The 25,180-nt window shown below is 57.3% G+C and carries 20 protein-coding genes, 1 tRNA gene and 1 pseudogene; 13 read left to right on the top strand and 9 right to left on the bottom strand.

Annotated elements, in window-relative coordinates; all coding sequences use genetic code 11:
* Positions 1–147 precede the first annotated feature (147 nt).
* Together ABH944_RS36270 and ABH944_RS36265 are read left to right on the top strand one after the other, a co-directional pair.
* Positions 148–351 (top strand): DUF2188 domain-containing protein, encoded by a 204-nt coding sequence (locus ABH944_RS36270; protein WP_404612510.1) that lies wholly within the window; start codon positions 148–150, stop codon positions 349–351.
* Positions 352–460: 109 nt separating this feature from the next.
* Positions 461–544: pseudogene (locus ABH944_RS36265) on the top strand (SEC-C metal-binding domain-containing protein); the annotation flags it as partial.
* A gap of 1,877 nt (positions 545–2,421) precedes the next feature.
* On the opposite strand, the gene ABH944_RS36260 reads toward ABH944_RS36265, so the two are convergent.
* Positions 2,422–2,820 carry a hypothetical protein gene (locus ABH944_RS36260; RefSeq protein ID WP_404612512.1) on the bottom strand — a complete coding sequence of 133 codons (399 nt, stop codon included), beginning with the start codon at positions 2,818–2,820 and terminating at the stop codon, positions 2,422–2,424.
* 979 nt (positions 2,821–3,799) lie between these two features.
* Here ABH944_RS36260 and ABH944_RS36255 point away from each other — a divergent pair.
* Together ABH944_RS36255 and ABH944_RS36250 are read left to right on the top strand one after the other, a co-directional pair.
* Positions 3,800–4,336, top strand: coding sequence for a hypothetical protein (locus ABH944_RS36255; RefSeq protein ID WP_404612514.1), 537 nt, complete (start codon positions 3,800–3,802; stop codon positions 4,334–4,336).
* 52 nt (positions 4,337–4,388) lie between these two features.
* The gene (locus ABH944_RS36250) at positions 4,389–5,342 is read left to right on the top strand and encodes a hypothetical protein (protein WP_404612516.1); all 954 of its coding nucleotides are present in this window, start codon (positions 4,389–4,391) and stop codon (positions 5,340–5,342) included.
* A 1-nt stretch (position 5,343) separates the two neighbouring features.
* On the opposite strand, the gene ABH944_RS36245 is transcribed toward ABH944_RS36250, so the two are convergent.
* Positions 5,344–5,715, bottom strand: a complete 372-nt coding sequence (locus tag ABH944_RS36245) for a hypothetical protein (RefSeq protein WP_404612518.1) — start codon at positions 5,713–5,715, stop codon at positions 5,344–5,346.
* A 224-nt stretch (positions 5,716–5,939) separates the two neighbouring features.
* On the opposite strand from ABH944_RS36245, the gene ABH944_RS36240 reads away from it, so the two are divergent.
* The gene (locus ABH944_RS36240; protein WP_404612520.1) at positions 5,940–6,533 is read left to right on the top strand and encodes a recombinase family protein; all 594 of its coding nucleotides are present in this window, start codon (positions 5,940–5,942) and stop codon (positions 6,531–6,533) included.
* Between the two features lie 247 nt (positions 6,534–6,780).
* Here ABH944_RS36240 and ABH944_RS36235 read toward each other — a convergent pair whose 3' ends face one another.
* Both ABH944_RS36235 and ABH944_RS36230 read right to left on the bottom strand, forming a co-directional pair.
* Positions 6,781–7,473, bottom strand: coding sequence for a DUF2290 domain-containing protein (locus ABH944_RS36235; protein ID WP_404612522.1), 693 nt, complete (start codon positions 7,471–7,473; stop codon positions 6,781–6,783).
* A complete protein-coding gene (locus tag ABH944_RS36230) occupies positions 7,466–9,583 on the bottom strand; it encodes a DEAD/DEAH box helicase (protein ID WP_404612524.1) in 2,118 nt (705 codons plus the stop codon). Before ABH944_RS36230 ends, ABH944_RS36235 begins: the two co-directional genes overlap by 8 nt.
* Positions 9,584–10,402: 819 nt before the next feature.
* Between ABH944_RS36230 and ABH944_RS36225 the strand changes: the two genes are divergently transcribed.
* Both ABH944_RS36225 and ABH944_RS36220 read left to right on the top strand, forming a co-directional pair.
* A complete protein-coding gene (locus ABH944_RS36225; RefSeq protein WP_404612526.1) occupies positions 10,403–11,209 on the top strand; it encodes a hypothetical protein in 807 nt (268 codons plus the stop codon).
* 708 nt (positions 11,210–11,917) lie between these two features.
* Complete coding sequence (locus tag ABH944_RS36220; RefSeq protein ID WP_404612528.1) at positions 11,918–12,823, top strand: restriction endonuclease; 906 nt, start codon at positions 11,918–11,920, stop codon at positions 12,821–12,823.
* 143 nt (positions 12,824–12,966) lie between these two features.
* Here the strand turns inward: ABH944_RS36220 and ABH944_RS36215 are convergent.
* The 3 genes from ABH944_RS36215 to ABH944_RS36205 form a co-directional block, all read right to left on the bottom strand.
* Positions 12,967–13,056, bottom strand: a tRNA-Ser gene (locus tag ABH944_RS36215).
* A gap of 142 nt (positions 13,057–13,198) precedes the next feature.
* Complete coding sequence (gene serS / locus ABH944_RS36210) at positions 13,199–14,497, bottom strand: serine--tRNA ligase (protein WP_404612530.1); 1,299 nt, start codon at positions 14,495–14,497, stop codon at positions 13,199–13,201.
* A gap of 183 nt (positions 14,498–14,680) precedes the next feature.
* Positions 14,681–15,994 (bottom strand): replication-associated recombination protein A, encoded by a 1,314-nt coding sequence (locus ABH944_RS36205; RefSeq protein WP_404612532.1) that lies wholly within the window; start codon positions 15,992–15,994, stop codon positions 14,681–14,683.
* Positions 15,995–16,240: 246 nt separating this feature from the next.
* Between ABH944_RS36205 and cytX the strand changes: the two genes are divergently transcribed.
* Complete coding sequence (gene cytX, locus ABH944_RS36200) at positions 16,241–17,605, top strand: putative hydroxymethylpyrimidine transporter CytX (protein ID WP_404612534.1); 1,365 nt, start codon at positions 16,241–16,243, stop codon at positions 17,603–17,605.
* A 72-nt stretch (positions 17,606–17,677) separates the two neighbouring features.
* On the opposite strand, the gene lolA is transcribed toward cytX, so the two are convergent.
* Together lolA and ABH944_RS36190 are read right to left on the bottom strand one after the other, a co-directional pair.
* Positions 17,678–18,376, bottom strand: a complete 699-nt coding sequence (gene lolA, locus ABH944_RS36195) for an outer membrane lipoprotein chaperone LolA (protein WP_404612536.1) — start codon at positions 18,374–18,376, stop codon at positions 17,678–17,680.
* 22 nt (positions 18,377–18,398) lie between these two features.
* The gene (locus tag ABH944_RS36190; protein WP_404612538.1) at positions 18,399–20,723 is read right to left on the bottom strand and encodes a DNA translocase FtsK; all 2,325 of its coding nucleotides are present in this window, start codon (positions 20,721–20,723) and stop codon (positions 18,399–18,401) included.
* Positions 20,724–21,111: 388 nt separating this feature from the next.
* Here ABH944_RS36190 and trxB point away from each other — a divergent pair, with 388 nt between their 5' ends.
* The 5 genes from trxB (at position 21,112) to ABH944_RS36165 (ending at position 25,171) form a co-directional block, all read left to right on the top strand.
* Positions 21,112–22,107, top strand: a complete 996-nt coding sequence (gene trxB / locus ABH944_RS36185; protein WP_097261487.1) for a thioredoxin-disulfide reductase — start codon at positions 21,112–21,114, stop codon at positions 22,105–22,107.
* 263 nt (positions 22,108–22,370) lie between these two features.
* The gene (locus ABH944_RS36180; RefSeq protein WP_404612540.1) at positions 22,371–23,231 is read left to right on the top strand and encodes a Smr/MutS family protein; all 861 of its coding nucleotides are present in this window, start codon (positions 22,371–22,373) and stop codon (positions 23,229–23,231) included.
* Between the two features lie 2 nt (positions 23,232–23,233).
* Positions 23,234–23,854 carry a trimeric intracellular cation channel family protein gene (locus tag ABH944_RS36175; protein ID WP_404612542.1) on the top strand — a complete coding sequence of 207 codons (621 nt, stop codon included), beginning with the start codon at positions 23,234–23,236 and terminating at the stop codon, positions 23,852–23,854.
* Positions 23,855–24,010: 156 nt separating this feature from the next.
* On the top strand, positions 24,011–24,664 hold the full coding sequence (locus ABH944_RS36170) for a protein-L-isoaspartate O-methyltransferase family protein (RefSeq protein ID WP_404612544.1): 654 nt from the start codon (positions 24,011–24,013) through the stop codon (positions 24,662–24,664).
* Between the two features lie 183 nt (positions 24,665–24,847).
* Positions 24,848–25,171 (top strand): rhodanese-like domain-containing protein, encoded by a 324-nt coding sequence (locus tag ABH944_RS36165; protein ID WP_062080895.1) that lies wholly within the window; start codon positions 24,848–24,850, stop codon positions 25,169–25,171.
* Positions 25,172–25,180 lie beyond the last annotated feature (9 nt).

The raw sequence follows: 25,180 nt of genomic DNA, 5'->3' as shown, positions 1-25,180 counted from the left end.
TGGTGCTCTGCAAAGTTGAGCTTTGGGAGAATTGGCGGGCATCGCGATTTTCCACCCAGGCACTAGATCCGGTGGTAGTCTTTCAACCGAAGTACTATTTCTAGTGCTTAGCCTCTGGCGGGCATATGCCAGATTCCGAGAGGCCCTATGAGCAATAACCTCTACGTGGAACGGCGCCCCGATGGCTCCTATGCGGTGACAAAGCCGGGAGCCCAACGTGCCAGCGCCGTCGAATCCACGCAACAGCAAGCGATAGAGCGTGCCCGCCAAATCAACCCTGATGCGGCAATACACGTCGAGCGTGTGCGCAATACTTCCGGCGGTAACCCTGATAAATGGCGCAAGCCATAAGTCTTTGCAGATCTCAATGCGTTGACCACCACTGTCGAAGTGCCGGTATGTGTCCGATCTGCACGGGCGCATTTGATGGCACGGTGAATTTAATGCCTGAGATGCAAGGGGAACACATTTGGCGAAAGTTGGCCGCAACGACCCGTGTCCTTGTGGCAGCGGGATGAAATACAAGAAGTGTCATGGCGCCCTTGGGGACATGGAGCGTCTTGCCAAAGTCATGGCCGCGATACCGACCTTGAACGCGCGTCATCTGGCGCACGAACATCAACGCAAACAGCAACAAGGGCTCGGCCGACCAATCATTGCGGCGACACTGGATAGCGGCCACCAGGTGGTCGCAGTCAAGAACCGCATCTTGTACTCCTGTAAGTGGAAAACGTTCCATGACTTCCTCATCGACTATCTGAAAGACGCGATAGGCACGGAGTGGGGTAATGCAGAGCTAAAGAAACCCTTGGACCAGCGGCATCCCATCCTTATCTGGTATCACAAGCTCTGCGAGCAGCAGAGAATATCTATTACGGAGCCTGGACAGGTTGTAAGTGCGAAGATGACGGGAGCAGTTTCTGCCTACATGAATCTCGCTTACGACTTGTACGCGCTTGAACATAACGCCGAGCTTCGAGCTAAGCTGATAGCTCGACTGCACAACAACGAGCACTTCTCCGGTGCTCGCTATGAAGTGCAGGTTGCTGCGATGCTGGTTCGCGCTGGATTCACGCTCGAATTTGAAGATGAGGACGATCGCAAGACATCGCACTGTGAATTCACGGCAACCAACACGCGCACAGGAAAGAAGTTTTCGGTTGAAGCGAAAAGAGCACAGAGCGGCAGGATCACTCGGCAACTTGTGCGCGCGCTTAACAAGGCAGCGAACCAAACCCGCATCGTCTTCATCGACCTAAACGCTCCAGACGAGGGCGTCGACGGCCAGCCTCCAGCATTCGTCAAGCGTGCGTTCGATCTTTTGAGGAGATTCGAAGTACTTGATCCTCAAGCGCAGCGTCTTCCGCCTGCCTACGTCGTTCTCACTAATTCACCTTGGGAACACCACCTCGATGAGACACGGGGACGCAGCGTCGTCTTGGCCGACGGCTTCCATATCGACGAGTTCAAGCTCGATCATGAGTTTTCGACGTTGCGCGCGGCCGTAGATGGTCGACAAGCTCATATCGAGATGCACGATTTGCTCAAGTCAATACGAGTCCACTCGGAAATCCCTTCAACTTTCGATGGCGCGAATCCTGAACTCGCATTCACGGACACCAAGGATCAGCTGTTGATAGGTAACAGATACATCATTCCAGATGCAGATGGCAACCACGTCTCGGGCACACTCGTTTCAGCGGTTGTCATGGAGAATGAGAAGGTCGCAATGTGCATTGCTCATACCGACGACGGCAAATCGATCACATTCCGAGCGACACTTTCGGATGCCGAACTCGCCGCTTGGATCAAGCATCCGGAGACCTTTTTCGGCGACGTCTCTGTAAACCACAAGGCGTATACGCCGGTCGACTTCTATGACTTCGTTCTGGCTAGCTACTCCCAGACATCGAAAGAGAAATTGTTGGAATTCTTGGTCGGCTCACCTGACATTCAAGAACTAGAGAAGTTAAGTCAAGCCGAACTGGCCCGCGTCTACTGCGAGCGCATCGCTGTGAACGTCCTCGCGAAGACAGACCCCAAACCCGTGCCCCTACTGCATACAAAGTGGCGACCTAAATCGCCACGTTGACGCCACTAGTCTAACGTACGCCGACTGTCCGCTGCGCAGCACGGTGACCATGGCCGCTGATGGGTCGGCTAGGTCGAGCCCGGACTATTGATCATTGTGATCATGCCGCCACCATGGCCAACATGCTTATACCCGCTTCTTACTACCCGTCGTTCACCTGCCGAATCTTGGTTTGAGCAAGCTGGATTTCAGGTCGCCGCTTTTGTGGCACGAGTCGAATCAAGCGACGCTCCGCGCGACTACCCTCTTCAGCGGTCTTCGCCTGGTTGACGCCTGCTGTCGCGCCGTTGATACCGCATATGACCAACGCTCTATTAGTGACGATAGTCCTACGGGGGGCAGATGTTTTTCAGCGCCCCATTCAGCCACGAGTCGGCTCTGACAGGCCCCCAGCTCGAACCATCAAACTGTTGTGTTGCTACGACCTCACCGGTAACGTCGAGATACCTCGTTTCTATGCGCGTCATTGTCAAAAGCTTGCAATTCAAAATCTGCAGTGAAACAGCTTGATTGAAGGAGATCTGTTGCTGATACGTAGGTGGCAGCCTTGTGCTAACTCGGCTTGGAAAGGCTTCCTTTTCCAGGAAACTAACGAGTCCGTCCTTATATCGTAGCGAATCGAAATCCATGTAGATCAGATGTGGCGTATCAACCTGCTTTACCCAGTTCTCAGCATGGCCGACACCGGCGTCGCATAGCAAGCACAGGCTAATGATTATCTTCTTCACGTTCTCACTCCAAACTTACAAGGGCAGCAAGCGCGACGCTCGGATCCCCGCAATCAAACGCACAACAGTTTACTTCTTGGTCAGAAGCTGAGCTTTCGCCTCCTCGGTCAGATCCGCAATCCAAGGAGGAGTTTTGCCACTACCAACTCTCGTCGGCAATGGTCAAGAGTTCGATGGACGCGATCGCCGCGCGGTCGTCGGTTACCGAGGTGCATGCGACGTTCGAACGTTTGTCTGAAAGCCCGAGGCAACGTCCCTTTGTGGCCACTATGCGCCTGCGCGGTAAGAGCCTACCTCCAGCGCATCGCTGCACCGCTGCCAGATGTGCCCGATCATCGGGCTTTGATAATTCAGTCCCAATTCATCCGTGAACAGCGCGAGGGCATCCGATTGACGTACTGTGTTCGAAGCGGACAGGTGCTCGCGAGACAACTTCAGCGCTAGTTGACCAAGCATCAGCCGATCAAGCCAGCTGGCCGACGTCTTGTTTCTAGCCAACCAGATGCGTGCCGATTCGACGACGTGTTCAACTCGCCACGTTTTCGTCAATGCGTGGGATGCAAGCGCACTCGCCACCAGATAACAAAGCAAATGGGTTCGCGCCGCTGGGCTAATCGATTGTCTTGAGTGTGGCATGTTTGATTCATACTCCGGCGAAGGTGACGCAATGACGTAGACGCATATTATCGACACTCGCGCGCGCGATCCACGACGACCCGCGCAACAATGACGGCCAGGAACTGAATTTATCGTCGCTCGTCCCGACACTTCCCATTCGGCGGGCTTCTCGCGAAAATGCCTAGCTGCGGTCGACCCGAGGGTGAAGAGTACAGGCAAGGCCATGAGCGTCCGTAGACGACCGACTGCCGTCGACCGAAGTCGTTCGGCGCCAGACTCCACCAATGTTTCGTACGCGACCGCTTCCAAGTAATATCATAGGGACCGAATTCCCGACAGCGGCGACTCGCAAAAAGGCTCAATGATGATATCGGAGTCCCACTACTGGAAAAAGCCCCTGCTACGTGCTGCCACGTGGCTGGAACGCTTGCGCATAGAAGGCACGAATGAAGAGCGCATCCTCGTGCGCGTCGAGCGTGAGCTATTTGTTGGCTTCTACGCAATCCGCAAACTTCTGGACACCTTCAAAATGTCGCCAAGTACACGAACGATGATGCTTGAGATGGTTTGGTCCCCGTGCATCAAAACGGTTGACTACATGAATGCGCATCGGATTGGTGAGCTGTTCGATCTGGACGTTACGCATACAGAGCAACGAGACCTTGCGTTCGTCTGCAATCAGTTTATTCACAGCTACATCTTTGTACCTGTTCAGCATGCAGACGGGGCTCTGGCAGGAGCGTACGTGGCCTCGGACAAAGCGAGAAATGAAAAACTATATTTTGTTGAACTCGCTCAAATTCTCGCGGCTTTCCGAACTGTGGGTAGAGATTACCCCACCCAGCAACACATGCGGCGGAATGAAAGAACGGAACAATGGGAAGAGGTAGCAGAGTGAACCGAATACGAGGACGAACGGCATCGATATATTCGCGGTCGAGGAGGGATCGATGATCACCACGCCTTGCGTTGTACTGCAGGAATTGTTGCTCCTTCGGCGAAGCCCGTCGCAGGTTACCGATAGTTTCCGAGAACTGAAACACGACAAAGATCTGGTGCCGCGAGTGCTAGAGCTGACACAAGAGATCTTGGACTATTTTTTGAAATACTGTGCCATTTCCAACCGGGTGCAGGGGATGCGCGACAAGGGCATTGACGTTCGTCTTCGGTACGATATGAATTTAGACGAGAAGGAAAATGATCGCTTTGTTGGTATCCAGATAAAGTCCTTCGATGACATCAGACGAGGCGACGTGCTGAAAGAGCTGAAAGCTCAGTACGTCGATGCGTGCAGCGAACATGAGGGAGCGCTAGAACGCTACTACATCCTGCTGTGCACTGACAGGAAGACTCATGGAGTGCAGATTGCTAATGTAGCGTCAGAACTCGGAAAACTTCCCCGGGTTCGAGTAATCGAGCCCGAGCATTGTCATGCCTTTCTAAGACTCCGAAGCGACACCGTGTCTGCGACCGTCGAGCGTCTCGTTCGTGAAGAGGATATTGTGCGCAAGCTTGCACGAAACGAGGTCGCCGACCTGTCGCCGGCAAAGCTTGTGTTCGTCCTGGATATGCTCGTGCGTTTTTACAATACTGGAGAACCCGCCGTAACCCCAGAAGAACTAATTGACAGTGTCACAGATAGGATTGAGTCGCTCAACGGCGAAGGTTTCCATACGATTGATAGTCCGCACATTGATGTCATTTACCATGGAATGGAGGAGACCGATTTCATAAGAGAGAGCGCATACGATTCGCAAGTGCGCTTTGACTTCGAGTCGTATCGAGCGGTCAACGCTTTGTTGACCGATGCTACGCTCCGATATCAGTATGAAGGCGACGATTTATTTCATTATCTATTCGAGACGCTGTCACCAAGTGCACTCGGTAAGTCCGTAGAAGATTGAACTATGTGAGGGGTGCAGTGCAAGTTCTGATGGCGGAACTTTGCAACTCGCACTCGGCTATGGAACTACGGTATCGCGCGAGAACAGTATAGTACGGACACGCTAACGATTTCGAAGGCGGCAACGGATGAACTATTGGCGGTCGGTAACGAGCTGCCCGAGCTCTCGGCTCTGCCCCGTCATGTTCCTTCGCCAGTCCATGAGCTGATTCTCCTTCCGCGAGCTTCGTCCGTATCATCGCCTTTTGCTCCGGAGTTGGCCCGTCCCTGAGTCCTAACTTCTTCTCCACTGCCTTTGCCCCTGCAAGGCCCGCAGGCGTGCGCTCGATGATCAAATCCCGCTCGAACTTAGCGACCATCGCCAGCATCGTCATGTGTATTCGATTATAAATTTTTCTTATACAGTTATTCCGGCTCTTCGAAAGTCGCCGCACGCCCTGGCAGATTCATCTACCGCGTCATCGATCCTAGCGTAGCTCACACGGGTACACCGTAGCGAGCCATGGCTCGGAGCCGCGCGGACTGGCTCAACAGAATTAATCGTTGTTGAGCCATGTGGTAATATTGAGCTACTAACTCAAAAGATCCATATAAAACCATGCACAAACGCTACTACGGGCGAATTTCGACCACTGATGGACAGTCGTCAGCGAGCCAGTACGAGGACGCCAGACAGCACGGCGTACACGAGAAGGACATCTTCATTGACGAGGGCATTAGCGGCTACCACGTTGCACCAGAAGATCGGGAGCAGTGGCGTAGGGTCGAGCATGATCTCCGGCACGGCGGTGTCCTGGTCGTCCGCTGGCTAGATCGCATCAGCCGCCGATACGACGAACTACACCGAACGATGCGCCGACTCATGGAACAGGGCATCCGCGTTGAATGCACGCTCAACGGGATGTCGTTCGACGGACGGGAGAAGGACGCGATTCAGAAAGCCATGCGCGACGCCGTGCTGGCATTCATGGCGGCACAGGGCGAAGCGGACTACACGAACCGGGTGGAGATGCAACGGCGCGGCGTGGCGATTGCGAAGGCTGCGGGAAAGTACGTGGGCCGTACGCGGGCGCATGACTATGCTGCGATCAAAGCGTGGCGCGCTGAGAACGGCGCGAGCATTAGGGTGACGGCCGAACAGTTTGGCGTTGGGATCGCGACGATAAAGCGAGCTTGCGCGGAGAGCGCATAAATTAGTGCGGCATGCTCGACTATATTCTCAACAGGTTCAACCGGTTTCGGTATCCCGCAGGCCTGTTAAAAGCGTTCCTTTGCGGCCGTCTCCCTCGGATTGCGCATGCTCATGGACCAGCACCAACCTTAGAACGCCGTCGACATGCGATTCAGTGATCGAATGCGAACTCTGAAAAACTGAGACAACTTGCGGCTTACCCGCTTGGCGTAGCTGTTACTGCATAATTGTGGTCTTATTCGTGACATCACGAAAAGAAGAATGCATGCTCCTCTTCAGAAAACATATGCTGCGGAGTTATGACACACTGGCGCCTTTCCTCAAGAAGAATTCGATCAAACTCATTTTCTCGTGAATCATCCTCTCCATTTACCGTCACCGCCTCCCAATGGGGCCTAAAATAAAGTTTCCCTATGATCAACGCGAATGCGCGTGGCGTAAGCTGCCGTTGGAAAGCCCATCGATCGTCGCCGAACGTACCAATGTGCAAATGCGAAGCAGGATGCAGTCCCAGTTTGTATTGACCGACGTTGTACTCGTAGCGAAGAAGTGGTCTGCCGTAGTTGAGCGGCACCTCTTCAGCAAAGGTGTGATATGCCTCTTCATCAATGTCTCCGCGCAATAACAACTGATGTAGCAGGTCCAGTCGCGCTTGGGCCTTTGCGCCGAACGGAGCTGGATAAAATGCATAGCGAACGTCATCGCTGGTCGCGAAGCTAAACTGAAAATAAGAAAAATCTGAAAGCTGGAAATTGAACTGCCCAAGCCGAAGGCCTGCAAAGTAGACGTCTCCGTAAGGCAGTTCTGTATCAAGCGCAAACTTGTTGAAGCTCGGATTCACCGGAAGGGATCGCGGAGCAACCATTGGTCTAGCGATTCCCAAGTCTTTAAAAAACGCATGAGCGCCAATCAGCGATTGATGAAATTCGCGCTCATTCACTTTTTTCCACTCCCTCGCTCCAGGTTTGCGCGTCGTCTTCCGTGAACCCAAGCTCTGTCATCTGCTTTACGTAATCAGAGTGAAGTCGCTTGGCTTTCGCTTGGCGTCCGCTCAGGTCTCGCTGTATCGTTTCGACGTTCGCGACGTCTGGCCACGAAAAATGCAAACGAGGCGACAGATTAATGGCAGTCTCAATTTCATTGAATAGCCCGTCGGCAGTTGGAATCAATCCACTGACGCGCAACCAGCACTTGGTTCGTGTGAAAGCTGTGAACAACCGATTCCGGGCGCGACGGCCTCGCAGGTCCGGAGCAACCGCGTCAATGCCAGCTACGAACACCGCCGCCGCCTCGTTGCCCTTTGCACGGTGGACCGTACTTAGCGTGATGCGGCCTTCAGAACGGAACGTAGAAGCCGCAAATGGATTATTTAAGACGTCGTGCGTGCCAACGCCGTGTGCACTAAAGCGCTCCGCCAAGGCACCGTGGTATGTCTTTGCGTTCATGTCATCGAGACAGATGATCAATATGTCGTCCGCCCGAAGTCCTTGGCTCATCAGCGAACCAGCTTCCGCGACGATCCAGTCAAGCTCTTCCGAAAATTTCGTTGCCTTACAAAGCTTAATTATTTCCGCGGGATTCTCATATTGAAGCACGGCTAATGGGCTATTTTCTTGAGGCCTTACTAATACCGTGTCCGACCCTGTAGAAAAATCACCCTGTTCGACAACGTATCCGACATCTTCGCAATGCTCGCGGTCTTGCAGCATTTGGACAATCTGAGGTCCATAAATCCCTAGCCCAATGGCGTGACTGCAGACCAATACATTTAATGGATTCCGATACGACTTGTAGAGAACGAGATCGTTGCTGAGGTACTCGCCCAAACCAAGTTTCTGGGCCGAACGATCAAGGTCAACGCGAGGAGCTCCATCATCATCAATACCAAAAAGCTCCTTGGGTGTTCGCATGCGAGGCGCAAAAATCGACTGGAACTCATCGTACGCCCAAATTATGGTTTTTTCATCTCGATTGCCCTTGGTGATTTGAAAAAGAATATGAAAAAAGCTGTCAGGCAGGTCCTGAGCCTCGTCCACCAACACAACGTCGTATTTGTGCATGAGAGCGGCTCTACCAACGAGGTCCGCACAGATGGCATCAAAGCTCATTGGTGCTGCGCGATTAAACGTCCTCGCTGTTATCCCGTGATCAAGGCACGCATTGTAGTAAACGCCCGGTTCGCGACGGCCGCCCCAAGCATGCAAGACATGCAGTTGCTCCCAATTCGGATCGGAATCACGGAAGTGACGATAAAAACGCGTAATTTGTTTGCGTATGATCTCGTACAAACTGCGCGTGTAAAAGGTGAACAGAATCTTCTTATCGGGGTTTGTCAGCAAAATATGGGCGGCTTTCCACGCGAGAATTATCGTCTTGCCCGAACCAGCAAGACCGCGAATCCGTTGCGGACCCAATGCGACCGTTAAGGCAGCCCTTCGCTGATGCGCGTCGAAGTTAGCGATTTCGTCCTCAAGCTTTCGAAGGACTAAGGCTTTCGGCTTTGAATCATCGAGATCGGTCTCTCTAGCCGGTGCCTTCGATAGCGCCTTTACACCTTCGATAACAGAGCGTGCTTCGAGAAAATCATCGTTCGCTAATGGGCGTATTTCAATGGACGCTATAGCTGCACGAAGGCCGTCTAAAGATCCGACTGCGATGTTTTCACCAGAGTAATTTTCAACGCCGAAGTCGTGCGGCAAAAACAAAATACTTGTTATATTGAGCTTTAACGCGTTTTTCCCACTTCTGAGGCGCCGACTGGCCAACAGCTTCGCAAACAATAAATTATGGAATTCATCTAGCAAATAATCTTGCTTTGCAATATCAAATGCGGTATCGGGAACCGATACTACCACTGCACCTTTTTCCGGATGTAAGATAAACACCGCCGGTTGGTACAACTCTTCCTCGTAGTCTCTGAAAAGCGGAAAATCATAGTAAAGAACGGCGTTTTCCAGCCGCAACGCCTCCGCATTCCTTTGCAAATCGTCAATGAGTAGCCGCCCAACAGGGTCGGACTTGAGACGAGCAGTTGATACGACCTTTTCCATGGGTTTCCTCGTGCAACTAGGTGACTTGCTCGCCAAGCTAACTCGACCACCAAGCATTTGTACTGTTGCAAATATCTCGCTGAATGCGACGCTCAGTTATTTTACCTACCATGCCCCGTAATTCGGAAGCTAAGATGCGCGCGAAGCATAAAATGGTTGCCCCCTTGATCCGGAATCCATTGCGCAGCGAACCCCAGGCACGCAGCACTCTGTCCGCACGACGCTTACGCGCATACGCTCCTAATCGCCCCGAACCCCCGCAGTCCACTCGCACAGGGTTTGGGCCGACGTCGCGAAAAAATTGGACACCTGCAGGACTGCCTCCGCTGCCTCCATTCAGTTTCTGACGGGCGTGAGCCAGAGACACGCATAGATGGCCCTGGTCGCCGTCGACTCGTGCTTAAACGACCGGCCGATGACAGACAGATTTGCCCGGTGCCCGCGCGCCCATCAATAAATTGCGAATCGTGCTACCCGGGTCGGCGACTCAGTTTCCTCGAAGACGCGGGTATGCAGCCTACAAATTCCCGACTTCCTTGAGGTAAATAAACATGGGAATGAACAGACCGACGTTCCGGCCGACAAGAAATCGGACGATTGACTATCTCGATCCTCGACTTGCGATCCCACGCCGAGCGAACACGACAGAGTGTCTTGCAGTCGGCTTCATGCGAACTTGTCCGAAGCAACGCAAGACAACTAAAGAAATTCCACGTCGCACCGATAACTAATTCGTTGTGCGAGCAGTCCGGAGCGGGCGGAATTCGTCGTAGCCAGGACCTACAAGTCTAGAAAGAGCGGAAAGAAAAAGGGAGCCGAATGGAATATAGGAAGTTTATTTCCGGGGAAGCCGTAAAGGGGGTCACCGCAGCATGCGCGGGTGCTGCACTCTTTTGGATTGGACAACAGTGGTTGACGAGTGATCTCGAATATCACCAGCAAGCGCGAAACAGCTATCTTTCCGCATCGCTTGGGCAGCAAGGGCTGTCAATGGCGTACGCGGGCAAACCGCTAAGCAATGCCAGCATCGTCGATTTTTCGATATACAACCGTACCTCAAAGCAATTCAACAACGTGGATTTAATGTTCTCGATCATCGATCCGAAAACTCCCTTCACGTTAATCTCCAGCGGGATCATTACACCGTCGGGAATTCCCCAGCCCGAAATTATTGAGGAAATCCCAACGAAGGAACCATGGATTAAAAATTTTAAGATCAAGGCGTTTCCAAAGCAAAGCGCGGGCGAATCCTACGACGCCGTCTTTGTATTCGACGGGGACAAGGCACCGCAGATGTCTGTAGTTAGCCTTTCGAATGATGTATCTATCGGACATTATCGCGACTGGAAGGACGCAATCGAGTTTGTTCTTCTTTTCGGGCTACCTACCATTATTCTCATTTTCACGATCTCAAGCCTAATAGATTATTTTACCGAGCCAAGTCGGCATCGAAAGCTAGTTAAGCGGTTTGCGCACCACGCCGTCGAACTTTCGGAAGCTGGAGCGCTACGAAATAGCGATCCAGATGCTATCGCAGACGCCGGGGAGATTTATGCTTCATTTGCCCGCCCGAAACCAAGCAAGGTATGGTCAAAAATATTTCCGGCCCGTAAATTCGATTACTGAAGGCGATCAGCGGCAAAGCCGCATGCAAGGTTGTCGTGTGAACAGAGTGCCTTGGGTTGGTCGGCCGCGATCACCAACCCTTCGCCATACGGCTCGTGCGCGTTGCCCGCGCGGCCGCATGCATTTCCTTTGGAGTATGCGACGCCAGCCCTCTGCCGTCGACGTTTCTAGAAACCTATGCAAGATCGGACGGCGCGATATAATGCCTTCGCGCCGTCATCTGCGTCGGCGTAAAGGGGTCGAACGTGCAAACGTTTTTGATCATGCGGTGAATGATTCTAAAAACTCTGGATCACCACTCCATCCGCACAGCGCGTAGACAGGCAAACGCGCACCTGACTGGATTCTGCAGAAATGCAGGTGGTTTAGCAGTCGCTCCATACGCGAGGACGCTGCGCTTTGCGCTATTTAGTCCGCCCGGTAGCATGCACCTACCCGAAGCCCGGCCAGCCTGATCCTGCGCCGGGTTTTCGTCACTTTAGCACTGCTTCCCGTTCACCGGTCAGCGCCCAAATACGGTAAGCGGTACAGCAGCGTCGTGCGCACTGCTTCTGGAACTCAGCCACAAATTTCGCATGGCAATTCAGGAGGAGCATTCACGCATACAAAGCACCCGCTACAATTGTCCTATTCTCCGAGGCCAGTAACGAACGTTCGTTTGACGTATTACATTCCAGAATAGGCACACCTCTCGTATCGGGACAATTAATGTTCGACGTATTCAATGAAGAAATTGAAGTCCTGATCAAAGATGGACTGGCAAATCTTTACTGGTATAAGAGCGACCTGCACAAGGCATGGCAGCGCTCTGGGGTGACGGTACCCGTCATTGAGCGCATCAAGACACTCCGGGATGAAGCCGGAAAAGCATTGACCAAACGCGGCCAAATGGACGCGCTGTATCAGCATCTGCGCAATGACGAGTACAACCGCCGCCTCGAAGTCTCCCGAAACTTTGTTCGTCTCCTCATCGAGCAAGAAACCTTCACGCCGCAGGACAGTGGTCACCAAGTCCAGAAAGCGCAGCTTGCAGCACTGCGGCTCAAGGACTTGCAGGCAAAGCAGAACAAGGAGCAAGAAGCAAAACAGGCAGCGCGCAGTACTTCGGCCAAGGTCGCCATAGACAACTATGAAAGCAAGCTAGCTCGCCTTCAGCATCGATTTCTGGCCGCGCATAGCCTCGCGGCTCAAGAAAAGGGCTACGAGCTTGAGAAGATCTTCACCGAATTGATGAAAGTCAGCGACATCCCGGTTGTCGAGCCGTTCCGAATTACCGGTGAGCAATTCGACGGTGCGATCAAGTACGAGGGGCGATTCTATCTAGTCGAGTTGAAATGGACCGCAGCGCAGACCGATCCTGCGCAAGTAGCCCACTTCCATTACAAACTGTCTGGCAAGATGGACGGCCGTGGCCTGTTCATTTCCATGTCTGGCTTTACAAGCGGCGTTCTCGCTACGCTTCCCACGGGGAAGGGCCTTACGATGATGTTGCTCGACGGCGTGCACTTGGCAAACGTATTGACCGGCCACTATCGCTTTCAACAGCTTCTCGACCATGCTATCCAAAACATCACACTAAAGGGCAACGTCTACTGTAGCCGAGACCTGCAATAGTTAACCGCAATCTACGGCGACGCATAAAGTCTCGCCTGCCCGAGATCGAGCTTTTTATCCTTCAACGTTTTGATAGTTGTTTTGCGAGTTCAAAAAACAAAAGCCGCCGAATCCTTTAAGATTCAACGGCTTACATGAATTTCTGGCGGAAAGGGTGAGATTCGAACTCACGGTACGCCTAAACGTACACTGGATTTCGAGTCCAGCGCATTCGACCACTCTGCCACCTTTCCATTTACTGCAACCGCTTTGCTGCGTGTTACCAGCTCTTTGCGGCCTTCGCTGAGCGGGTCGATGCTCAGCGAAGAGAAAGATTATAGACGACTCGGAATCGATTTCCAACCCCTTTTCGTGAGCCTGTTACAACACGACGGCTCAGTGCGCCTTCGGTACTTCCAGTTTTTCTACGCCGCGCATGTACGGCCGCAATACCGCCGGAACCGTCACCGATCCATCCGCGTTCTGGAAGTTCTCGAGCACCGCAACGAGCGTGCGCCCGACCGCCAGCCCCGACCCGTTCAACGTATGAACAAATTCGGGCTTGCCCTGCGCATTGCGGAACCGCGCCTGCATCCGGCGGGCCTGGAACGCCTCAGTGTTCGAACAGCTCGAGATCTCGCGATAGGTGTTCTGCGCCGGCAGCCAGACTTCAAGGTCGAATGTCTTCGACGCCGAAAACCCCATGTCGCCCGTGCACAGCGTAATCACGCGATACGGCAGTTCAAGTTTCTGCAGGATTGCTTCGGCGTGTCCAACCATTTCGTCGAGCGTCTCGTAGGATTTCTCGGGCGACACGACCTGCACCATTTCCACTTTATCGAACTGATGCTGGCGGATCAGGCCACGTGTATCGCGGCCATACGAGCCTGCTTCCGAGCGAAAGCAGGGTGAGTGCGCAGTGAGCTTCACCGGCAGCGCAGCGGCTTCGAGAATGCTTTCCCGGACCGTGTTCGTCAGCGAAATCTCAGACGTCGAAATCAGGTATTGCGTGACCGTGTTTTCTTCTCCGCCCTTCTCCACCCGAAACATGTCGTCAGCGAATTTGGGTAGCTGCCCCGTGCCGACCAGAATCTCCGGATTCACGATATACGGCGTGTACGCTTCCGTGTAGCCGTGCTGCTCCGTGTGAGTGTCGATCATGAACTGGGCAAGCGCGCGGTGCAGCCGCGCGATCTGACCGCGCAGCAGCGTGAAACGCGCGCCGGAAAGCTTGGCGCCGGTCTCGAAGTCGAGGCCGAGCGGCGCACCGACATCGACGTGATCCTTCACTTCGAAATCGAACGAACGCGGCGTGCCCCAGCGGCGCAACTCCACGTTTTCCGTCTCGTCGCGGCCAACCGGCACGCTTTCGTGCGGCAGGTTCGGCACGCCGAGCATCAGGTCCGCAAGGCGCTTCTGGATGTCGTCGAGCTGCGCCGACGACGCCTTCATGGTGTCGCCGATACCGCCCACTTCCGCCATCACGGCAGCGGTGTCTTCGCCACGGCCTTTCATTGCACCGATCTGCTTGGACAACGTATTGCGCCGCATCTGCAGTTCTTCGGTCCGCGTCTGGATCTCGCGACGTTCGGTTTCCAGTGCCGCGAACGCAGCGACGTCGAGGGTATAGCCGCGTTGGGCCAGGCGCTGGGCGACAGCGTCGGGGTCTTTGCGCAGAAGTTGAATGTCGAGCATGGCAGGGCCGGTTCTTAGTAGGTGCGAATCCGCGATTTTAGCTCAGCACCGAAGGGTTATTGGCGTGCTGTGGCCGCGTTAGCCGTTCGGACTGAAGTTCGGGGCGTTTTCCGTTCCAGAAAACCCTGTCTTGAAATTAGTCGCCACTCTATTCATCAACAATGCCGCTACACGCGGCCGCGATCATTTCTTCCCGCCTTTGTTTTCGCGCCGCCATTGCGCATCCATCTCGGCCAGCCTCGCCATCTTCTCGCCGATCTTGCCTTCCAGCCCGCGCGGCGTCGGCTCGTACCAGTGCGGATCGCGCATGCCGTCCGGCAGGTACGTTTCCCCTGCCGCGTACGCGTCAGGTTCATCGTGGGCGTAACGGTATTCGTGCCCGTAGCCCAACTCCTTCATCAGCTTCGTCGGCGCGTTGCGCAAGTGCACGGGCACGCCGCGCGACTGATCCTTGCCCACAAACTGCCGTGCCTCGTTGTAGGCCTTGTAGCCCGCATTCGATTTCGGCGCGACCGCCAGATAAATCAGCGCCTGCGCCAGCGCCAGTTCGCCCTCCGGCGTACCCAGCCGTTCATAGGTTTCAGCGGCGTCGAGCGCAATGCGCCCGGCACGCGGATCGGCGAGACCAATGTCTTCCCATGCCATGCGCACGATGCGCCGCGCCAGATAACGCGGATCAGCACCGCCATCCAGCATTCGACAAAACCAGTAAAGCGTCGCGTCCGGATTACTCCCGCGCACCGACTTGTGCAACGCGCTGATCTGGTCGTAGAACGCGTCGCCGCCCTTATCGAAACGACGCAGATTCTCGGCAAGCGCGCTGCCCAGCAACGGCCCGTCGATATTCGTCGACTTCTGCTGCGCCGCCGCCCGCGCAACGATCTCGAGGTTATTGAGCAGCTTGCGGCCGTCGCCGTCGGCGGAACCGATCAGCGCATCGCGGGCGTCGTCGGTAAAAGTCAGGCCGCCCAGTTCACCCTGCGCCCGGTCCAGCAACTCGGTGAGTTCGCTTGCGTCGAGGCTTTTCAGCACATAAACGGCCGCCCGCGACAGCAACGCGCTGTTCACCTCGAACGATGGATTTTCGGTCGTCGCGCCCACGAATACGAACAAGCCCGATTCCACATGCGGCAAGAATGCATCTTGCTGACTTTTGTTGAAGCGATGCACTTCGTCGACAAACACCAGCGTCTGATGCCCGTTCGCCCGATGAATCTGCGCCAGTTCGACCGCCTCGCGAATGTCCTTCACGCCTGACAGCACCGCTGACAGCGAGATGAATTCAGCGTGAAACGCCGCCGCCATCAGCCGCGCGAGCGTGGTCTTGCCCACGCCCGGCGGCCCCCAGAGGATCATGGAATGTGCTTCGCCGGATTCGAACGCGACACGCAGCGGCTTGCTGGCGCCAAGCAGGTGTTTCTGGCCGATAACCTCGTCGATAGTGCGAGGACGCAGACGCTCGGCGAGCGGAACATTGGCACGGTTTTCTTCGAACATGGCGCTCTGGAGGGTTTCCGAATAAGTCTGGGTAAAACTTGGATAGTGCGCAGCAAGAGCCAAGACAGCGATAATCGTGCGCTTTTCGAGACAGACGCCGTCACTGCTTCAAAATCGACGTTTCGCCTCGACGAAACGCAAATCGAGCCGTAACGGGTGACGCAATGGGTGATTATGACAGCCGCGGCAAACTCGAAGAAACGCGCATGAACCGGGCCAAGCCCTACAGATAAGGACGAAACGCGAATGGGACAAGGGAATACTAAGGGGAATACTCCGGAGAACATTGCGGGCACGGCCGGCGAAACCGGCGCAGCGACCTATGCGCCGCTCCTGCCGGTCCCCGCCGCGCGCCGCGCGTTCGGCACGTCGGACGCCTTCGCATTGTGGTTTTCACTCGGCATCGGCTTGCTGGTGGCGCAGGCCGGCGCGCTGCTCGTGCCGGGCATGTCGTTGCCGCATGCACTCGCGGCCATCGTGATCGGCACGGTGATCGGCGTGGTCTTGCTGGCGCTCGCGGGCGTGGTCGGCACGGACACTGGCCTTGCGGCCATGTCGTCGCTGCGCCCCACGCTGGGGCTGCGCGGCGCGTCCGTGCCCGCGGTGATCAACGCGGTGCAACTGGTCGGCTGGGGCTCGTTCGAAATCATCGTGATGCGCGATTCCGCCGATGCCCTCGCCAAACAGTCATTCGGCCTCTCCATGCCGCTGATCTGGACACTGATCTTCGGCGTGCTGGCAACAACACTCGCAATCACCGGCCCGCTCTCCTTCGTCCGGCGCTTCTTGCGCACATGGGGGATCTGGCTGCTGCTCGGCGGAGCGGGCTGGCTGACCTGGAATCTGCTGGCGAAACAAGACTTTGGCGCGCTGATGAACCGGCCCGGCACGGGCGACATGCCGTTCGGGGCCGGTATCGACCTCGTGGTTGCCATGCCGCTCTCATGGTTGCCGCTGATCGCGGATTACACGCGTTTCGGCCGCAGCGCGGGCGGTACGTTTCGCGGCACGCTGTTCGGCTACGGAATCGCGAACATCTGGTTTTATGCGCTGGGTGCGTTCTACGGTCTGGCGGCCGGTGGCGGTGACGCGCTGCTGACCGTTGCACTGGCTCAGGCGGCGGGCGGGATTGCGCTGCTGCTGATTCTCATGGATGAGATCGACAACGCGTTCGCCGATATCCATTCGGCCGCCGTTTCCACCGGTACTTTCTGGGCACGGGCGAGCGTGCCGTTGCTGTCGGCGGCATTCGGCGCGTTATGCACGCTGGTCGCGCTGCTCGTGCAGATGGGCAAGTACCAGAACTTCCTGCTGCTGATCGGCTCAGTGTTCGCGCCGCTATTTGGCGTGGTGCTGGTGGATCACTTTATCGTGAGAAAACGTCGTGTTGAAATCTCCGCGCTCACCGATCCGCGCGGTCCGTACGGCTTCTCGGGCGGTTGGCACGTGAGCGGTTTTATTGCGTGGGCGTTGGGAATCGCGGCGTATCACGCGATCAATCAGTGGCTGCCGAATCTGGGCGCAACGCTGCCGGCGCTCGTGGTGGGCGCACTGGCTTATCTGGCGTTGGTCGCGGGTCGCCGGGAGCAGCGACAATCGTCAGCGACTTAAGCGGCGCTCAGATGAGCGTCTGGGCGTGAGGACCGTCATCTCCTCACGCCGGCATAAGCAGCGTGTGCCGGGTTAGCCGTTAATGACATCCGCGCCCTTCGGCACGATGAACTTGAACTGATCGGCTTTCAGCGGCGGGTTCTTCTCGATATTCGAGAACGTCAGCAAGGTGACGTTGCCGAATACGTCATGCAATTCCATCGCTTCGAGATTGCCGTTCTTGAAGCCGATACCGACCTGCTGGAATTGGGTGTCTTGCGCTTTCGGCGTCAGTTCCAGCCAGTCGATGCCATCCTTCACGCCCGCGTCGCGCGACGTGAAATTCTTGTCGAGGTCGTTGCTGCCGAAGAGGATCGCGGCCGGACTCGCGCCCAGCGCGTTGCCCAGCGGCCGGATGGTGACCTGGTTCAGGTCTTTGTCGTAGACGTAGAGCTTGTCGCCGTCTGCCTGCAATACCTGCGAATAGGGTTTGTCGTACGACCAGATGAATTTGCCCGGCCGCGCGAACGTGAACGTGCCGCTCGACGTGCCGCCAAGCCGCGCGGCCATGCCCTGCGTAGCCGATGCCGCCTTGCTCGGCGCCTTCACCTCACGCTGGACGAAGTCGCCATGCGCTGAGTGAACCTGCGCGATAAACGCCTTCAACTGTTCGGTGCCGCTCGCGAAAGCCTGCGACGCCAACAACAGCGAAGCGCCAAAAACGACGGCTTTAACGGTGTTGCTACCCGACCTCAGCGTTGCTCTCAACGCCGATCTCAAAACTGACTGCATATAAAAAACTCTCCAGAAAGCCTTATTCAGCTTCACGCGCGGGCGTGAGGATTTCGCGATTGCCGTTCGATGACATCGCCGAAACGAGCCCCGAATTTTCCATTTGTTCGAGCAGCCGTGCTGCCCGGTTATAACCGATCCGCAGATGCCGCTGCACAAGCGAGATCGATGCACGCCGGTTCTTGATAACGATTTCGACAGCCTGGTCATAGAGCGGATCGGCTTCGCCTTCTCCACCGCCCGCACCTGCACCACCTGGCGCACCGTCCTCGCCATCGCCCAGCACGCCGCCTTCAAGAATGCCTTCAATGTAGTTCGGCTCGCCGTGTTCCTTCAGCTTGGCCACCACGCGGTGCACTTCTTCATCCGACACAAACGCGCCATGCACGCGCACGGGCAACCCTGAGCCAGGCGGCAGATAAAGCATGTCACCCATGCCCAGCAGCGATTCCGCGCCTTGCTGGTCGAGGATGGTCCGCGAATCGATCTTCGACGACACCTGGAACGCCATCCGCGTGGGCACGTTGGCCTTGATCAGACCGGTGATCACGTCGACCGACGGCCGCTGCGTGGCAAGAATCAGGTGAATGCCGGCCGCACGCGCTTTCTGCGCAATCCGCGCGATCAGCTCTTCCACCTTCTTGCCGACCACCATCATCAGGTCGGCGAGTTCGTCGATCACGACCACGATGGTCGGCAAGCGGTTGAGCGGTTCCGGTTCGTCCGGCGTCAGGCTGAACGGATTGGGGATCTTCTCGTCGCGCTTGGTGGCTTCGTCGATCTTGTTGTTGAAGCCCGCAAGATTACGCACGCCCATCTTGCTCATGAGCTTGTAGCGGCGTTCCATCTCGGCGACCGCCCAGTTGAGCGCGTTGCCGGCCTGCCGCATGTCAGTGACGACCGGACAGAGCAGATGCGGAATGCCTTCGTAGACACTCATTTCGAGCATCTTCGGGTCGATGAGGATCATGCGGACTTCGTCGGCGGTGGCTTTGTACAACAGCGACAGGATCATCGCGTTGATACCCACCGACTTGCCCGAGCCCGTGGTACCCGCCACCAGCAAGTGGGGCATCTTCGCGAGATCGGCGCAGATGGGCTTGCCGCCAATATCTTTGCCGAGACCCATGGTCAGGGGAGAAGCGGCATCGGCATAAACCTGCGAACCGAGGATCTCGGACAGACGCACGGTCTGGCGGCGCTGGTTAGGCAACTCCAGCGCCATGTAATTCTTGCCCGGAATGGTCTCGACCACACGAATGGAGACGAGTGACAGCGAGCGCGCCAGATCCTTCGCCAGCCCGACAATCTGCGAGCCCTTCACGCCCGTGGCCGGCTCGATTTCGTAGCGCGTCACGACCGGCCCGGGATACGCGGCCACCACCCCCACTTCCACACCGAAATCCTTCAGCTTTTTCTCGATCAGACGGGACGTGTATTCGAGCGTATCGGCGGAGATGGTTTCCTTCACTTCCGGCGCGGCGTCAAGCAAAGCCAGCGGCGGCAGCGTGGAGTCGCCGGGGAGATCGGTGAAAAGCGGCACCTGCTTTTCCTTCTCCACCCGCGCCGATTTGGCCGGCGCGACCGGCGGCACGATCATGACCGGCTCCTGCTCCTCGATCTTCACGCGCCCGCGCACCACCTTGCCTTCGCGCTTCTCGGCCGCGGCTTCACCGAGCTTGCGGTCGCGGCCGGCCTCGCGGCGCATTCTCGCGCCGGTGATGGTCGCCATGATGGCGTCGCCAGTTTTTTCGCAGACGGACAACCATGAGAAATTGAAATACAGCGACAAACCGATCGCCAGCGCGACCAGCAGGAACAGCGTCGCGCCGGTGAAACCGAGCGCGTGGGACACCCCGTGCGCGACCGCCTCGCCAACCACGCCGCCCGATGCATATTGACGCGGCATCTGCACCTTGAGCGACCACATGCGCAACGCCTCGAGACCGTCGCTGGCGGCCAGCACCAGCACGAACGCGAACGCCTCGGCCAGCCACGTGCGGTCCTTCGACGGCGCTTCGTCAGCGTCAGCCGCTTCGTGATTCGTAATACGCCGATAATTCGCGATGATCTGCCGCACCAGCAGCACGACCCACCAATAAGCCGAGAGCCCGAACAACAGCAGCAAGATGTCTGCTGTCCACGCGCCCACGCGGCCCGCCCAGTTAGCGATCTGGTCGACTTGCGCGGCGTGGGTCCAGCTTGGGTCGTGGCGGCTGTAGCTCACCAGCGCCATGAGCAGGAACACGCCGAGCGCGACCTGCAAGATCCATCGAATCTCGGTAAAAAGACGCGACATGCGGTGCGGCAATGCCTGCGCGCTTGGAGAATAGGTAGCTTTTGCCATTGATCCGTAAGGCTTTCTGACCCGCCACATGGGGTGCGCCGGGTCAACAGGTTTAATGACGCATTGTAAACGCTGCGTTGCGATGCTCGGGCAAAATTGGTCTGCGGTTTCACCCTGTAACACTCGTGTTGCAGGGTGCGGGCCCCGGAGCGTGCTATGGCGGCCATTGAAAGGATCACTCGGCGGGCCTTCTTCACGGCCTTTATAATGGCGAACTCGCACCTAACTACAGGTCACCGGCACCAGTGCGTGGCATGCGGTTCGCCGCCACAAGCGACTTTCACCCGTCCGCGCGCTCAAGCCGACATGAATCGTTAACAGATCAAAGCCGATCAACGCAGATCAAAGCGGATCAACGGTTCGGCCCTAACCACAACGGATTGCTCTCATGTCTTCGCCCAAACACGCAAAAGTGCTGATTCTTGGTTCCGGCCCCGCCGGCTACACCGCCGCTGTCTACGCGGCGCGTGCCAACCTGTCGCCGTTGCTTATCACGGGGCTGGCGCAGGGCGGTCAACTCATGACCACCACCGACGTCGAAAACTGGCCCGGCGACCCACTGGGTGTACAAGGTCCTGAGCTGATGCAGCGCTTGCTGGAACATGCCGAGCGCTTCAACACCGAAGTTGTGTTCGATCACATCCACACCGCCAAGCTGACCGAACGGCCTATCCGCCTGATCGGCGATTCGGGCGAGTACACCTGCGACTCGCTGATCATTGCGACGGGCGCATCGGCGCAATATCTGGGCGTGCCTTCGGAAGAAGCGTTCATGGGCAAGGGCGTGTCCGCTTGCGCCACGTGCGACGGATTCTTCTACAAGAACGGCGAAGTCGCGGTGATCGGCGGCGGCAACACGGCCGTGGAAGAAGCACTGTACCTGGCGGGTATCGCCAAGAAGGTGACGGTGGTTCATCGGCGCGACAAGTTCCGTGCCGAGCCGATCCTGATCGACCGCTTGCTCGCGAAGGAAAAGGAAGGCCTGGTCGACATCAAGTGGAACCACGTGCTCGACGAAGTCACGGGTGACGCTTCCGGCGTGACGGGCCTGCGCATCAAATGCACCGAAACAGGCACGACCAGCGACGTCCCGCTGCAAGGTGTGTTTGTCGCGATCGGCCACAAGCCGAATACGGACCTGTTCGTTGGCCAGCTCGAGATGAAAAACGGCTACATCATCACGACCGGTGGCCTGCAAGGCAATGCGACCAGCACGAGTATTCCGGGCGTGTTCGCCGCTGGCGACGTGCAGGATCACATCTATCGCCAGGCTGTGACCAGCGCCGGCACGGGCTGCATGGCCGCACTCGATGCCCAGCGTTATCTTGAAAGCATCAACGAAAATCCCGCCGTGCACTCGATGAGCGCCGAAGCGGAACGGTAGGCGGCTGGACGCGCGGCGCGGCGGGTCGAACGACGACACGAAGTTCCGCGCCGCCTGAATACGCCCCGGTTTGCCGGGGACAAAGAAACGCCGGTCGCGATCCTCTGGATCGGCCGGCGTTTTCGTTTTGAGGGGGGTGAAAACGGCTACGAAACTATCCTCCGCGCCGATTTTTCCTCTGCCCATGTTAAAAAGGGTTTCCGGAGCGGCGTGATTCGTGCGTGATTCGTATTTCGCCGCCGTGCATCTTCTTCTGCCGTGCAATGCCCAAGAACCTGCCCCATCCGAACGAACCCAAGCTGAAACGCCAGCGCGACGCCGCGTCGGCGCCCAATACCGCTGCCGCTGCGCCGAAGGCCGCTGCACCGACGGTGGAGGAAGTGTCGGCGGCCTTGAAACGCGACGGTCTTGCGGGGCTCGGCGCGTTGCGCAGCTCACTCGAGGCCGCTGCGGCCAAACGCAAGATACAGTGCGCCGCCGCGGTGGTGGCCGAGCGCGAAGCCGTTGCGGACGCGGATGTGTTCCGTCGTTCCATCGGTGAGGTGGAACCGCTGAAAGTGCCGCCCCGCGTGCCGCTGCCGCGCGTGCCACCGTCGCCGCTGCCGCTGCAGACGCGCCTTGACGAAGAAGCCGTGCTGCACGAAGCGCTCTCCGACGAATACGACCCCGAAAGCCTGCTCGATACCGACGACACCCTCTCCTATTGCCGCCACGGCGTGCGTCAGGAAGTGGTGCGCAAGCTCCGGCGCGGCGCGTGGATCGTGCAGGCGCAACTCGATCTGCACGGCATGCGGCGCGAGGAGGCACGCGAGGCGCTGTCGGAATTTATCCGTGAATCGGTGAAACGCGGGCTGCGCTGCCTGCGCGTGATCCACGGCAAGGGATTAGGGTCGATCGGACGCGAACCGGTGCTCAAGGGCAAGGTGCGCGCGTGGCTCGTGCAGAAAGAGGAAGTGATCGCGTTCTGTCAGGCGCGGCCGCATGACGGCGGCGCGGGCGCCGTGCTCGTGCTGCTGCAACCGGGCAGTTCGCCGCAGTATCACGGTCATCCGCAGGACCGGGGTCCCCGGTCCCACGGCGATCACGATCCGGACCACCGGCGCGACCAGCGAAAGGGGCCGTAACCGTGCATCCCAGGCTCACGCTGGCCATCTCCATCATGGAGGCGTTCGCGATCTTCGCGTATGCGATTTCCGGCCTGATTGAAGCGAGAAAGCGCCGGCTGGATGCCGTGGGAGCCTTTCTGGTGGCGCTCGCCACGGCTTTTGGCGGCGGCACGATGCGCGACGTGCTGCTGTCGCGCCGGCCGTTTTACTGGGTCCTGCATCAAGACTACGTGATCGTCATCTTCATCATGGCGATTTTTGCGCCGTTCCTGCTGCGCACGACCACGCGCCTGTTCGACCAGCGCGCGCTGCTGATTGCAGACGCCATCGGACTGGGCCTTTTCAGCATTTCCGGGACCTCGATTGCACTCGATGCAGACATGCCCGCGTTCACGGCAGCCATGATGGGCGTGGTGACGGGGGTGTTCGGCGGCATCATGCGCGACGTGCTGTGCAACGAAGTGCCGCTGATCCTGCGCGATTCGCGCCCCTACGCGGTATGCGCGTTCGCGGGTTGCTGGCTGTATCTCGGACTCGACTGGCTGGGGCTGGAAGGGGTGTACAACGTGCTGATATCGACCGCATTTGTCTTGATCGCACGGCTGGTCACGCTCAAACTTGACGTCCGCTTGCCGCACTGATCCGCGCTCGCGGCGGGATCGCGGCAGACGCCCGCCAACACGCGCCAGCGAAAGCCGCCGGCTATTTGCTACAATCTCTCCTCGATTTTCGCCTTATTTCGGGCATTGCATTTACGTCAACTCCACCCCAACGGTCGATCGACCCGCAGACTGAACATGAACATCGAGCAAGCGCGTTTCAACATGATCGAACAGCAGATCCGCCCCTGGGATGTGCTGGACCAGGACGTCCTGAACCTGCTGTCGATCGTCAAGCGTGAAAACTTCGTTCCGGCCGCGTACCGCAACATCGCGTTCGCGGATCTCGAAATTCCGCTGGCCGCCGGCCAACACATGCTGTTTCCGCGAGTCGAAGCGCGGGTGCTGCAGGAACTGGCCGTGAAAAAGCACGAAGTCGTGCTCGAGATCGGCGCCGGCTCGGGTTACATGGCGGCGTTGCTCGCCGCACGCGGCCGTTCGGTCACCAGCGTGGAAATCGAGCCCGAACTCGCGAAACTGGCCGAAGAAAACCTGGCGGCGAACGGCGTGTCGAATGCACAGGTCGTGCTCGGTGACGGCGCACTCGGCTGGAAAGAAGGCGAGCCCTACGACGTGATCTGCGTCTCGGGCGGCCTGCCGGTCATGCCCCAGGAATTCCTCGATCAGCTGAAGATCGGCGGCCGGCTGGCGGCGTTTGTCGGCAATGCGCCGGTCATGAAAGCGCAAATCATTACGCGCGTGGATGAAAAGCAATTCCGCGTCGCCGATATTTTTGAAACGCTGATCCCGCCGCTCAAGAACGCCGTGCAGCCGTCGCGCTTCAAGTTCTGACGCGACCCGGTTTCAGGTTCGGACTCGCGCTCACTTTTTAGCGGCGAGTCCGAAGCCGGATGCTTTATCAAGTTGCATCACGCTTCATCAGGTTTCATCACGTTGCAAGCTGCACGTTTGTTTGTGCGGGTAGCACCGGCGGGCCATCCGCTCGCTGTCGCTAACCACTTTCACCGGAATCCCATGCAAAATCTGTCCGCACCCGAACTGGCCGAATGGCTCGCCGATACATCGCGTCCCGCCCCTGTCCTGCTCGACGTCCGCGAACCGTGGGAAATCGAAACCGCCAAGCTCGCCAACATTGTCGCCATACCAATGCGCGATATCCCGGCGCGCAGTGAAGAATTGGACGACGAAGCGCAGATCGTCTGCATCTGCCACCACGGCGCCCGTAGCGCGCAAGTCGGCATGTTCCTTGAGTCCCGCGGCTTTACGCACGTGTTCAACCTGTTCGGCGGTATTGACGCATGGTCGCGTCAGGTCGACCCGGCCGTGCCCACCTACTGATCCGTCCGC

Origin of the sequence: Caballeronia udeis, from assembly GCF_044909315.1 — a bacterium.
GTDB classification, from domain to species: domain Bacteria; phylum Pseudomonadota; class Gammaproteobacteria; order Burkholderiales; family Burkholderiaceae; genus Caballeronia; species Caballeronia udeis_A.
The sequence above is the reverse complement of the archived record's forward strand: the minus strand, read 5'-3'. Positions and strand labels throughout refer to the sequence as shown.

Bases quoted from the DNA above. Each gene is read 5' to 3' on its own strand.
- ABH944_RS36270 (WP_404612510.1), top strand. From the start codon at position 148: ATGAGCAATAACCTCTACGTGGAACGGCGCCCCGATGGCTCCTATGCG.
- ABH944_RS36180 (WP_404612540.1), top strand. From the start codon at position 22,371: ATGCCCAAGAACCTGCCCCATCCGAACGAACCCAAGCTGAAACGCCAG.
- lolA (WP_404612536.1), bottom strand. From the start codon at position 18,376: ATGCAGTCAGTTTTGAGATCGGCGTTGAGAGCAACGCTGAGGTCGGGT.
- ABH944_RS36240 (WP_404612520.1), top strand. From the start codon at position 5,940: ATGCACAAACGCTACTACGGGCGAATTTCGACCACTGATGGACAGTCG.
- ABH944_RS36250 (WP_404612516.1), top strand. From the start codon at position 4,389: ATGATCACCACGCCTTGCGTTGTACTGCAGGAATTGTTGCTCCTTCGG.
- cytX (WP_404612534.1), top strand. From the start codon at position 16,241: ATGGGACAAGGGAATACTAAGGGGAATACTCCGGAGAACATTGCGGGC.
- ABH944_RS36170 (WP_404612544.1), top strand. From the start codon at position 24,011: ATGAACATCGAGCAAGCGCGTTTCAACATGATCGAACAGCAGATCCGC.
- serS (WP_404612530.1), bottom strand. From the start codon at position 14,497: ATGCTCGACATTCAACTTCTGCGCAAAGACCCCGACGCTGTCGCCCAG.
- ABH944_RS36220 (WP_404612528.1), top strand. From the start codon at position 11,918: ATGTTCGACGTATTCAATGAAGAAATTGAAGTCCTGATCAAAGATGGA.
- ABH944_RS36245 (WP_404612518.1), bottom strand. From the start codon at position 5,715: ATGACGATGCTGGCGATGGTCGCTAAGTTCGAGCGGGATTTGATCATC.
- ABH944_RS36165 (WP_062080895.1), top strand. From the start codon at position 24,848: ATGCAAAATCTGTCCGCACCCGAACTGGCCGAATGGCTCGCCGATACA.
- ABH944_RS36255 (WP_404612514.1), top strand. From the start codon at position 3,800: ATGATGATATCGGAGTCCCACTACTGGAAAAAGCCCCTGCTACGTGCT.
- trxB (WP_097261487.1), top strand. From the start codon at position 21,112: ATGTCTTCGCCCAAACACGCAAAAGTGCTGATTCTTGGTTCCGGCCCC.
- ABH944_RS36205 (WP_404612532.1), bottom strand. From the start codon at position 15,994: ATGTTCGAAGAAAACCGTGCCAATGTTCCGCTCGCCGAGCGTCTGCGT.
- ABH944_RS36230 (WP_404612524.1), bottom strand. From the start codon at position 9,583: ATGGAAAAGGTCGTATCAACTGCTCGTCTCAAGTCCGACCCTGTTGGG.
- ABH944_RS36190 (WP_404612538.1), bottom strand. From the start codon at position 20,723: ATGGCAAAAGCTACCTATTCTCCAAGCGCGCAGGCATTGCCGCACCGC.
- ABH944_RS36225 (WP_404612526.1), top strand. From the start codon at position 10,403: ATGGAATATAGGAAGTTTATTTCCGGGGAAGCCGTAAAGGGGGTCACC.